Here is a 9,027-nt window from a genome sequence, read left to right as displayed (position 1 = left end):
GACGAGCAGGACGGCCGTGCCGCCCTTGCCCAGGCCCGCGCCGTCGTAGGCGAAGTCGAGCCGGATCTCGTGCCGTCCCGGTGGCAGGGGCCGGTCGCCGCGCACCGTGTACAGGCTCATGCCGAAGTAGTTGTAGGCGTAGGCGGGCCTGCCCTGGGTGAAGTACAGGGTCCAGCCGCCGAACCGGCCGCCCTGGGCGATGAGTACGCCCTCGGTGGTGGCCTCGGTGAGGTCGACGTCGGCGGTGATGCTGTGGGAGCGGTTCTTGACGTTCGGGGTGGTCTCCTCGGTGAACCGCCGCATGCCCGCGCGGTAGGTGACGGAGGTGCGGTCGCCGAGCAGGTCGATCCGGCCGGCCATGGCCGGGTTCTCCCGCTCGGTGACCCGGTCGTCCAGCGGGAAGACCTGGTGCTTCGCCGCCTCGATCAGGAACAGGTCCTGCAACCGGCGCAGTTTCCGCGGGTGTTCGGCGGCGAGGTCGTGCGCCTGGCTCCAGTCCGTGGTCAGGTCGTACAGCTCCCACACGTCGTCGGTGAACCTGCGGTCGCCCTCGGGCACCATCTCCCAGGGGATGCCGTGCCGGGTGACCGCCATCCAGCCGTCGTGGTAGATGCCCCGGTTGCCGCACATCTCGAAGTACTGGGTACGGCGGTGCTCGGGCGCCTGCGGGTCGGTGAGCGTCGGCTGCATGCTGGTGCCCTCGATGGGCTGCTGGGCCACGCCGTCCACGCTGAACGGCGCGGGGACGCCCACGCAGTCCAGGATCGTGGGGAGTACGTCGATCACGTGCGCGAACTGGTGGCGCAGTCCGCCGCGTTCGATGATCCCGCGGGGCCAGTGCAGGATCATCCCGTCGCGGGTGCCGCCGAGGTGCGAGGCGACCTGCTTGGTCCACTGGTAGGGGGTGTTGAGGGCCAGGGCCCAGCCGGCCGGGGCGATCGGGTAGCTGAGGGGGCCGCCGATGTCGTCGATGTGGTCGATCATCTCGTCGGGGTCGTCCACGATGCCGTGTCCGAGCCGGTGCTCGACGATCGTCCCCTCGATGCCGCCCTCCCCCGAGGCGCCGTTGTCGCCGAGGATGTAGAGGACGATCGTGTTGTCGAGTTCGCCGAGTTCCTCCAGGGCGTCGAGGAACCGGCCGACCTGGACGTCGGCGTGTTCGGTGAAGCCGGCGAACGTCTCCATGAACCGGGCGGACAGCCGGCGCTGGTTGTCGCTGAGTTCGTCCCAGTGGGGTACGCCCTCGGCCCAGGGGGCGAGTCTCGTGTGCGGGGGTACGACGCCGAGGTCCTTCTGCCGCTGGAGGGTGATCTCGCGCTGGCGGTCCCAGCCGTGGTCGAACCGGCCGCGGTACTTCTCCCGCCAGGCGGGGGCCACGTGCAGGGGTGCGTGTGCGGCGCCGAGGGCGAGGTAGGTGAAGAACGGGCGGCCCGGGGTCAGGGTCCGCTGGGTGCGCACCCAGTCGATGACGTGGTCGACGAGGTCTTCCGAGAGGTGGTAGCCGTCCTCGGGCCTGCGGTCCGGCTCGATGGGGGTGGTGCCCTGGTAGAGCAGCGGGTACCAGTGGTTCATCTCGGCGCCCATGAACCCGTAGAAGGTGTCGAAGCCCTCTCCGGTGGGCCAGCGGTCGAAGGGTCCGACGGCGCTGATCTCGCGCGGCGGGGTCTGGTGCCATTTGCCGAAGGCGGCCGTGCTGTAGCCGTTGCCCTGGAGGATCTGGGCCATGGTCGCCGCGCTGCGCGGCCGGAACCCGTTGTAGCCGGGGGCGGCGGTGGTCATCTCGGTGGTGCCGCCCATGCCCACCGAGTGGTGGTTGCGCCCGGTCAGCAGGGCCTGCCGGGTGGGCGAGCACAGGGCCGTCACGTGGAAGCGGGTGTAGCGCAGCCCGTTGCCGGAGAGCCGCTCAGCCGCGGGCATCTCGCAGGGGCCACCGAAGGCGCTGGAGGTGCCGAATCCGAGGTCGTCGACGAGCACGATCACGACGTTCGGCGCGCCTTCGGGCGGGGGGACCGGGCCGATCGGGGTGAAGGGGGTCTCCTGGTCGTGGATGTCCATCGCCGTCGTCAGGGGCCTGCGGGCGTCGGGGCGCGGGAGGATGTGCCGTCCGGCGTCGAACTCGCTCACGTATTCTCCGATTCGGTGCACGGCGGGGAAATGTCATGCCCTCGCATCGCGGCGGAAATACCGGCGAAATGCGGCTGCCGATCGGTGAATTGCCGGGTGCGACGCGATAAAAATGGCAGCCGCCGGCGAGGGCGGTCAACGAAACGTCGTGGATTTCCGCGGACCGGTTTTCGATGAGGGCCATAGAAAACTTCTATGGCTGGGCCGGCCCGTCCTGGGTGGGTGCGGAGGCCAGGGTGACGAAGGCCTGGGCGGCCGGGGAGAGCGGGCCGAATCGCCAGACCAGGCGGCCGTGGCGGGTCAGTCGCGGCCGGGGGGACAGCATCCGTGCCCCGCGCAGCACGGCGTCCCTCGCCATGGAGGCCGGCAGCAGTGCGGCGCCGACGCCGGACAGGACCAGGGGGACGATCATCGCGCGGTGCGCCGTCTCCACGGTGATGCGGGGGACGACGCCCAGGACGGTGCACACCTCGTCGACGGCCGCGCGGGTCTCGGTGCCCGGGGGTGTCACGATCAGGTCCAGGGCGGCCAGTTCGCGCGAGGTGATGGTGTCGCCCGGCGGATGCGGGTGGTCGGGGGGCAGCACGACGTGCATCTCCTGCTCCGGCAGGTCGATGCCGCGCAGGTCGCCGGTGGGGACCGAGGCGTCCACCAGGCCGAGTTCGCACTGCCCGGCCGCGACCATGTGGGCCACGGCCGGGCCCTGTTCGGGGTCGGCGACCCGGACGGCGACCTTCGGGTGCGCGCGGTGGAAGCGGCCGAGCATCCCGGCGAGCGGGTCGACCGAGAGGGTCGTCTGGGAGACGATGTCGAGCCGTCCGCCGCTGAGGCCGAGCACTTCGTGGACCAGCGACCGGGCCGTGGACAGGTCGCGCAGGACCTGCCGGGCCGGCTGGAGCAGTGCCTGGCCCGCCGCGGTGAGCGCGACCCCGTGCGGGAGGCGGTGGAAGAGCTGCCCTCCGCATTCGCGTTCCAGGGTGCGGATCGCGTGGGACAGCGAGGGCTGGGCGACGTGGAGTGCGACGGCCGCGGCCGTGAAACCGCCGTGCTCGGCCACGGCGAGGAAATACTCCAGCTGTCGTCGTTCCATCAGATCTCCGCGCGTCCCGGGGTCGCCGCACGTACCGGTCCGACGGGCGGCAGGGACAGTATGTTCCGGCCCGCCCTCACCGGACGCGCGGGATACCGGACCCCGAGGAGTCGCCGCGTCCTGTTTCCCGTGCCTCCGATTTCGCGGCCGCTCCTGGATGCCGCGTGCCCCCTCGCCTTTTGGGCCGTCGCCCCGCCCTCCGTACAATTTGAGCCCGAACGGCGTGTCGTCCCGGGTACACCGCCCGTGGCGCCGCGCGGACCCAGGAGGCAGCGTGCCCGGACAGCGATCCATCACCGAAGCCGAACGGCTGGCCTCGGTCAAGCTCGGCGGCATCCCGATCCGGCGCGAGCAGATGGCGGCGGTGGCCAACATCCACCGGGCCGCCTCGGCTGTCCGCCAGCACCTGGAGAACTCGGTGCTGCGCGAGTCGGACCTGACGTGGACGGCCTTCGTCGTGCTGTGGGTGGTGTGGGTCTGGGGCGAGTCGGAGACCCGGCACGTCGCCGAGGAGTCGGGCATCTCCAAGGGCACCCTCACGGGCGTGACCCGGACCCTGGAGGGGCGCGGTCTCCTGCGCCGCTCCGGCCATCCCGACGACGGGCGGCTCGTCCTGGTCGGCCTCACCGACAAGGGCGAGGAGTTCATGCGGGACGTCTTCCCCGACTTCAACGCGGAGGAGGCGTTCGTGACGGAGCGGCTCAGCGACGCCGAGTGCCGCGACCTCGCCGAGTCACTGCGGCGGGTCGTGCTCCAGATCGAGGAGAACGGGGAGGAGCGCCGGCGGACGCTGCTGGCGGGGGCGGAGCCGGCGCCTCGCCGCAGCGGGCGGCGGGCGAAGGGCTGAGGGCTGGGGGCGGCCGGGCCGTATGCGTGTGCGCCCCGCGTTCGCGGCCGTCCGTCAGGACGTTCCCCCTGCGGGCGGGGTGGAGCCGGAAGTGAGCTTCTCCACGCGCCGCATGACGTCCCGGCAGAAGGCCCCGACCGCGTCGGGATCGTCGGTGAACTGCGACGGTTTCACGCAGAACGTCGTGAAGCCCTGCTCCAGTTGCTCGGGGATCGACTCCAGCGCCCGGCCGAGGTCCGCGCACGAGTGGTCGTCGGGGAACACCGCGCGGGTGCCGCCGATCATCTCCAGGTCGGCGATGTCGCGACCGGCGGCCCGCATCGCGTCCGCGAGGACCCGCATCTCCTCGGGCGTGGGCCGGCCGAGCGGGTTGAAGGCGTGGCCGTGGCGGACGATCCGGCGCACCATCGCGTCGTGCATGCCGGCTCCGCCGAAGCACAGCCGGGGTCCGTCGGGGCGGTACGCCTTGGGCTCGAAGTACACGTTCTCGAAGCGGTAGTGCTCGCCCTGGTGGGAGGCCGGGGACGGGCCCCACAGCTTCGCCCAGATCTCCAGGTGTTCGTCGAGGAGTCTGCCGCGCCTGCTGAACGGGACCCCGAGGGCGTCGTACTCGTCGCGGCTCCAGGACACGTTGGGCAGCACCGTCAGGCGTCCCTCGGACAGCAGGTCCAGGGTGCCGAGTTCGCGGGCGAGGAGCAGGGGGTGGCGCAGCGGGGCGATCACCGCGGAGGCGGCGAGGCGGACGCGTACGGTGACGGCGGCGATCGCGGCGAGCAGGGTCAGGGAGTGGGGCCAGGGGGTGTGCGGGTCCTGGTTGCCCGGCAGGGCGTAGTCGCGCGGGTTGCCCATGACGCCGTTCGCGCCCGCGTCGGGGCCGAGCACGATGTGCTCGCTGATCATCACGGAGTCGAACCCGGCGTCCTCGGCCTCGCGCGCCCAGCGCACCAGCGTCGGCAGGTCGGCGCGGCCTTGGGTCATGGTCCAGTTCTCGCTGAGGACCAGTTGCATACGGGGTGCGGTGGTCATCGTGGCGCGGCTCCGTTCCTGGTGCGGTGTCTTCGGCCCACCAGATAATCGTTTGGCCTCAAACTGTAGGAGCGGATCCGGCCGCCGACAAGAGTCCGTCCTCACCGCCACGGGGTGTGCGCCTACCGCGACGGCGCACACCCCTCGGCGTCGCGCAGGATGCGCAGGATGCGTTCCAGGTGCCGGCGGTCGTCCACCGAGAGGGGGCCGGTGACGCGGCTGCGGAGGTGGGCGACGTGCGCGGCCATCGCGCGGTCCAGGGCCGCCCGGCCCTCCTCGGTCAGGGTGGGACGAGCCCGGACGGCCGTGACGTCGGTGTCCGTGCGCTGCACGCGCTACACCGGGGCGAACGGGACCTGAGCCTCGTACCCGTACGGCGAAGGTCCTGGATCGGGGGCCGGGTTCGCGGGCGAACCTGCCAACAGCAGTGGTACTCAGGCGAGTCGTACGAGAACTGTCCGCTTCTTCGGCCGTCCCGGGCGCCGCACAGTGGTGGCACGCCGCACCGAAGGCCGGGAGAGGCGGCTTCGAGCCGTGCTCGGGCTCTTCCCGGGGATCACAGGATGAGGGACAGGAACGATGTCGGGATCTGAATACTCGAAGGGCGCGCCCCGGCGTGCTTTTCTCAAGCGCGCGACGGTGGCGACCGCGGTGGCGGCGCCGGTGGGGGCCATGGCTCTGGGAGCGCCGCCCGCCGCCGCGGCGGGGAGGTTCGCCGATCCGCTGGTTCCCGAGCCCGTCCCCCAGCAGTCTCCGTCGTCCGACGGCTTCGTGGAGGTGCCCGGCGGAAGGCTCTACGTCCGGGACACCGGCGGCACGGGAACGCCTGTCGTGTTCGATCACGCGGGCACCGGCAGCGCGCTGGCGTGGCCGTACCAGCAGCCCGCGCTGGCCAGGGCCGGATACCGGGTGATCACCTATTCGCGGCGCGGTTACTACCGGTCCTCGGACCCGGCCCCCGACCAGCAGCCGTCCTCGGAGGATCTGCTGGCGGTGGCCGACCAGCTCGGGCTGAAGCGGTTCCACCTGGTGGGTGCGGCGTTCGGCGGTTTCGTCGCCACCGACTTCGCGCTCTCCTACCCGGGGCGGCTGCTGAGCCTGGTGTCCGTCAACAGCCAGATGGGCGTCCAGGAACCCGGGTTCACCGACATCCTCACCCGGCTCCTGCCCCAGGCGTTCAGCGGTCTGCCGGACTCCTTCCGGGAGGTCGGCGCGCCCTACCGGGCGGTCAATCCGCAGGGCGTCCAGGCCTGGGAGGAGATCGCGCGGCAGTCCCGCCCCGGGGCGGGCCCGTGGCCGACGCTGAGGCACCGGATCACCTTCGACCTGCTGGAGACCATCGGGGTCAGGACCCTGCTCACGGCGGGGGCCGCCGACCTGTTCATGCCTCCGCCGCTGGTCAGGATGGTGGCGGGCCACTTGCCCAACGCCTCCGTGCTCACGTTCGCCGAGGCCGGCCACTCCCTCCCGTGGGAGCGGCCCAGCGCCTTCAACCAGAAGCTCCTACAGTTCCTCGCGGGGGCCCGTTTCCCCGAGGGCTCCCACTGCTGACCCGCGCCGCGAGCTGCGGCAGTCGACCGCGGGCCGTCGGGGGTGTCGTCGCACGTGAGAAACCCGGCGACGGCGGCGATCACCCCCGGGATACTGGTCTCCCATGGATGAGGTCGAAGTCGTCGTCGCCCACTCCGAGCGCGTGACGCTGCGCGTCGGGGACGTGTTCCTGAAGGTGGACGCCGATCCGGCGCGCCTCGATGCCGAGGCCGAGGCGATGGCGCTGGCGCCGGTCCCGACCCCGGAGATCCTGTGGCGCAAGCCGTCCGTACTCGCCCTCACCGCGCTCCCGGGGGCGACGCTCGGGCGCCTCGGCGGGCCGTCGACCGGCTCGCCGGCGGCGTGGGCCGCGGCGGGCGCCGCCATCCGGACGCTGCACGACGCGCCGGTGCCGTCCCGGCCGGGCCAGGCCGGCCGGAGCATCCCCGCGCTGGCGGCGGAACTCGACGCCGAGTGCGAGCGCCTTGTGGCCGACGGCGTCCTGCCCGCGGACCTGGTCGCCCGCAACCGCCGGGTCGCCGAGGCCGCGCTGAGGCCGTGGACCTCGGCGTTCACCCACGGCGACCTCCAGATCGCGCACGTCTTCGTCGACGGCGAGAAGGTCACGGGCATCATCGACTGGTCCGAGGCGGGCCGGGGCGATCCCCTGTACGACCTCGCCGTCTTCACCCTCGGACACGAGGAGCACCTCCGCGACGTCATCGCCGGCTACGGCGCCGACGTCGACCTCGACGTGATCCGCGCGTGGTGGTCACTGCGCAGCCTGCTGGCGGTGCGCTGGCTGGCCGGGCACGGCTTCGACCCGTTCGCGCCGGGCTGTGAGGTCGACGTACTGCGAGCCCGGATGTGAGGCGGCCCGGCGGCTCAGCGCCGTCGCTGAGGAAGGAGCCGTCCTGCTGCGCGACTAGGGCCGCGCCCTGCCGCTCACCGCAGGATGGGCCCGCGACATCGCGCCCATCGGGACGCCGACCGGCGCCCTCGTGATCGCAGAGTCAGCTCCCAGGCGAAGCCCACGACGGTGACCAGCCCGCGCGACGAGATCACCGAACGCGCGGGGCGCGTCTCCTACCGTCCCGGCGTCGACACCATCGGCACGGTGATCCCGGGATCGGCGCTGCCGGGTGGCGCGATCGACCACATCGGCGACGACGCACTCGCGGCCAGCGCCTACGACCAGACGCGCACCCTGACGGTCCCTTGAGGACGGCGACTACGTCATCAGCCTCCGCTCGATCCTGAGCGACCGGACCCTGACCGTCGACGGCAAGCAGGTCGCCGCCAGACACAGCCGCCGCGACGACACTCTCACCGGTATCTCCGCGCGTGTCCGCCTCACGGCGGGGTCCCACCGGATCGGCGTGGCGGTGCGGGGCTATCACGCCGACGTGAAGACGTGAACCCCGGAGAGGTGGAGTGCGCCGAAGGCGTCGCCCCGGAGCCGGAAGGGCTGAGCGTCCGCCTCACGGTCAGGAACACCGGCACGCGCACCGGCCAGGCGGTTCCGCAGATCCAGCTCGGCGCCAGCTCCGAGGTGCGGACCGCGAAGCAGCCCCTGCGGGCGCTGGTCGGCTACCGGAAGGTCCGTCTGGCGCCGGGCGAGTCCCGCAGCATCACGGTCACCGTCGCGAAGCGGCAGCTACAGCACTGGGACAGCGCCGCGCACGGCTGGGTCGTGGGCGGCCGTTCCCGGGACGTCTGGGCGGGGCCGTCGGCCGGGGACCTACCGCTGCGCCGGCGGGTCACGCTGCCTGCCGGCCTTGGGCGGACGGGGCGGTGACCGCGCCGCGTCAGGCCGCCGTCAGCACCTCGCGGTAGCGCTTCGCGTGGCCGGTGAGGGTCTCGTCGTCCAGGCCCCGGCCGGCTCCGTGCACGACCAGGGACTCGGCGAGCTTCATCCCGGTCGGACGGGCCCATGCCTCCATGGGTTTCAGCAGGTCGCCGATGGTGTGCCGGTGGGCCCCGTCGGGCCGGTAGGCCTCGGCGGTGCTGCCGGTCGAGATGGCGAGCCGCAGCGTCTTGCCGTGCAGCGCGCTGCTTCCGGGGCCGTACGCCCAGCCCCGGGTCAGGACCACGTCCAGCCACTCCTTGAGGAGGGCGGGCATCGAGTACCAGTAGAGGGGGAATTGCAGCACCACGTGGTCGTGGTCGAGCAGCAGTCTCTGTTCGTGCGGCACGTCGATGCGGAAGCCCGGGTACCAGGCGTAGAGATCGTTGACGGTGATGTTCTCCTCCTCCCGGAGGGCGTGGACGAGTGCGGCGTTCACGCGGGACTCGGACAGACGGGGGTGGGCGAGAACGACGAGGGTCCTGCTGGCCGGGTTCGGCATGGGGAGGTCTCCGTGGGATGCGGTGGGTTCGGTACGGGAGGTTGCGCGGTCGGGCGGGACGG

General features: G+C 72.2%; 10 protein-coding genes. 5 read left to right on the top strand and 5 right to left on the bottom strand.

Going from position 1 to position 9,027, the window contains the following annotated elements:
* Positions 1 to 2,124 (bottom strand): arylsulfatase (locus tag AOK24_RS32430; protein ID WP_206191296.1); only part of this gene is annotated, 2,124 nt, incomplete at its 3' end.
* A gap of 193 nt (positions 2,125 to 2,317) precedes the next feature.
* Positions 2,318 to 3,214, bottom strand: a complete 897-nt coding sequence (locus AOK24_RS32425) for a LysR family transcriptional regulator (RefSeq protein WP_055723596.1) — start codon at positions 3,212 to 3,214, stop codon at positions 2,318 to 2,320.
* Between the two features lie 274 nt (positions 3,215 to 3,488).
* Here AOK24_RS32425 and AOK24_RS32420 point away from each other — a divergent pair, with 274 nt between their 5' ends.
* A complete protein-coding gene (locus AOK24_RS32420) occupies positions 3,489 to 4,061 on the top strand; it encodes a MarR family winged helix-turn-helix transcriptional regulator (protein ID WP_055723595.1) in 573 nt (190 codons plus the stop codon).
* A gap of 54 nt (positions 4,062 to 4,115) precedes the next feature.
* On the opposite strand, the gene AOK24_RS32415 is transcribed toward AOK24_RS32420, so the two are convergent.
* On the bottom strand, positions 4,116 to 5,087 hold the full coding sequence (locus AOK24_RS32415; RefSeq protein WP_055723594.1) for a TIGR03619 family F420-dependent LLM class oxidoreductase: 972 nt from the start codon (positions 5,085 to 5,087) through the stop codon (positions 4,116 to 4,118).
* Positions 5,088 to 5,209: 122 nt separating this feature from the next.
* Positions 5,210 to 5,419, bottom strand: a complete 210-nt coding sequence (locus AOK24_RS32410; protein ID WP_055723593.1) for a hypothetical protein — start codon at positions 5,417 to 5,419, stop codon at positions 5,210 to 5,212.
* Between the two features lie 247 nt (positions 5,420 to 5,666).
* On the opposite strand from AOK24_RS32410, the gene AOK24_RS32405 reads away from it, so the two are divergent.
* The 4 genes from AOK24_RS32405 (at position 5,667) to AOK24_RS32390 (ending at position 8,415) form a co-directional block, all read left to right on the top strand.
* Entirely contained in the window at positions 5,667 to 6,638 is a 972-nt protein-coding gene (locus tag AOK24_RS32405) for an alpha/beta fold hydrolase (RefSeq protein ID WP_055723592.1), read from the top strand.
* A gap of 103 nt (positions 6,639 to 6,741) precedes the next feature.
* A complete protein-coding gene (locus AOK24_RS32400; protein WP_055723591.1) occupies positions 6,742 to 7,488 on the top strand; it encodes a phosphotransferase family protein in 747 nt (248 codons plus the stop codon).
* Positions 7,489 to 7,656: 168 nt separating this feature from the next.
* Positions 7,657 to 7,839, top strand: coding sequence for a hypothetical protein (locus AOK24_RS32395; RefSeq protein ID WP_055723590.1), 183 nt, complete (start codon positions 7,657 to 7,659; stop codon positions 7,837 to 7,839).
* A 192-nt stretch (positions 7,840 to 8,031) separates the two neighbouring features.
* Positions 8,032 to 8,415 (top strand): fibronectin type III-like domain-contianing protein, encoded by a 384-nt coding sequence (locus AOK24_RS32390; protein WP_079057100.1) that lies wholly within the window; start codon positions 8,032 to 8,034, stop codon positions 8,413 to 8,415.
* Positions 8,416 to 8,425: 10 nt separating this feature from the next.
* Here the strand turns inward: AOK24_RS32390 and AOK24_RS32385 are convergent.
* On the bottom strand, positions 8,426 to 9,027 hold a 602-nt coding region (locus AOK24_RS32385), incomplete at its 5' end, for an NAD(P)H-dependent oxidoreductase (protein WP_338060962.1).

This window comes from Streptomyces niveiscabiei, assembly GCF_001419795.1.
Taxonomy (GTDB): Bacteria; Actinomycetota; Actinomycetes; order Streptomycetales; family Streptomycetaceae; genus Streptomyces; species Streptomyces niveiscabiei.
The sequence above is the reverse complement of the archived record's forward strand: the minus strand, read 5'-3'. Positions and strand labels throughout refer to the sequence as shown.

Bases quoted from the DNA above. Each gene is read 5' to 3' on its own strand.
- AOK24_RS32405 (WP_055723592.1), top strand. From the start codon at position 5,667: ATGTCGGGATCTGAATACTCGAAGGGCGCGCCCCGGCGTGCTTTTCTC.
- AOK24_RS32415 (WP_055723594.1), bottom strand. From the start codon at position 5,087: ATGACCACCGCACCCCGTATGCAACTGGTCCTCAGCGAGAACTGGACC.
- AOK24_RS32425 (WP_055723596.1), bottom strand. From the start codon at position 3,214: ATGGAACGACGACAGCTGGAGTATTTCCTCGCCGTGGCCGAGCACGGC.
- AOK24_RS32400 (WP_055723591.1), top strand. From the start codon at position 6,742: ATGGATGAGGTCGAAGTCGTCGTCGCCCACTCCGAGCGCGTGACGCTG.